Source organism: Leisingera sp. F5 (assembly GCF_001593695.1).
Map to the genome: position 1 here is coordinate 1 of NZ_LUKH01001175.1, position 1,213 is coordinate 1,213.

1 protein-coding gene is annotated in these 1,213 nt (G+C 65.4%); it reads left to right on the forward strand.

Features of this window, described 5'->3' with window-relative positions:
* Positions 1-74: 74 nt before the first annotated feature.
* Positions 75-1,213 (forward strand): AMP-binding protein (locus A2I95_RS39895; protein WP_291737872.1); only part of this gene is annotated, 1,139 nt, incomplete at its 3' end.

Genomic DNA, 1,213 nt, shown 5'->3' on the forward strand with positions numbered 1-1,213 from the left:
GTCCCATGACAACTGCTCCCCTTCTCTGGCAGCCGGATCTTTCGGCGCGCCGCAAACCTCTGCTGTGTGAGTTCATGGCGCAGGCTTCTGCCGCCGCTGGCACGGCGCTGGACAGTTTCGCCGGCATGCATGCCTGGTCGGTTGCCCAGCCACAGGAATTCTGGCCGCTGACCTGGGATTTCTGCGGGCTCATCGGGGACAAGGGCGCGGTGCCGCTGGTGGCGGATGCCGACCCGATGCAGGTGCGGTTCTTCCCCGGGGCGCGGCTGAACATCGTGGACACTTTTCTGAAGAACGCCGACGGGCGCGAGGCCATTATCTTCATTGGCGAAGACGGCCGTCGCATGGCCTGGACCCGGGCCGGGCTGAAGCGCGAGGTGGAACAGCTTGCTGCCGCCCTGCGCGCCGCCGGGATCGCAGCGGGCGACCATGTGGCCGGCTATGTCCCGAACATGCCGCAAACCGTGGCTGCGATGCTGGCGACGGCGTCGCTGGGCGCGGTCTGGTCCTCCTGCGCGCCGGAAAGCGGGCCGGACGTGGTGGTGGACCGGTTCGGCCAGATCGCGCCCAAGCTGATGTTTGCCGCCGACGGTTACTTCTACAACGGCAAGACCTTTGAAACCCGCGCCGCCATTGCCGAGGTCGCCGCCCGGGTGCCGTCCATTGAGCAGATCGTGGTCTGGCCCTATGCGGGCGATGCTGCGGCGCTTCCGGAGGGGGTGCAGCCCTATGAGGCGTTCAAACAGAAAGATGCCCCAGCGCTGGACTGCCGCCCGATGGGGTTCCGCGATCCGCTCTATGTGATGTTTTCCTCGGGAACCACGGGCAAGCCCAAGTGCATTGAGCATTCCGGCGGCGGCACCCTGTTGCGGATGCTGGTGGAGCAGCAGCTGCACTGCGACCTGCGCCCCGGCGACCGGATGTTCTATTACACAACCTGCAACTGGATGATGTGGAACTGGCAGGTGGCGGCGCTGGCATCGGAGGCCTCTATCGTGCTGTTCGACGGCAACCCGGCGCATCCCGGCATCAGCCGGCTGTTCGACGTCGTGGAGGCCGAGAAAGTCACCCATTTTGGTATATCCGCCAAATACATAGACGCCTCGCTGAAACGCCGGAACCGGCCTGCGGATAGCCACGATCTGGACGCCCTGCGGGTGGTTCTGTCGACCGGCTCGCCGCTCTCTCCCGAAGGCTTTGCCCATGTCTATGC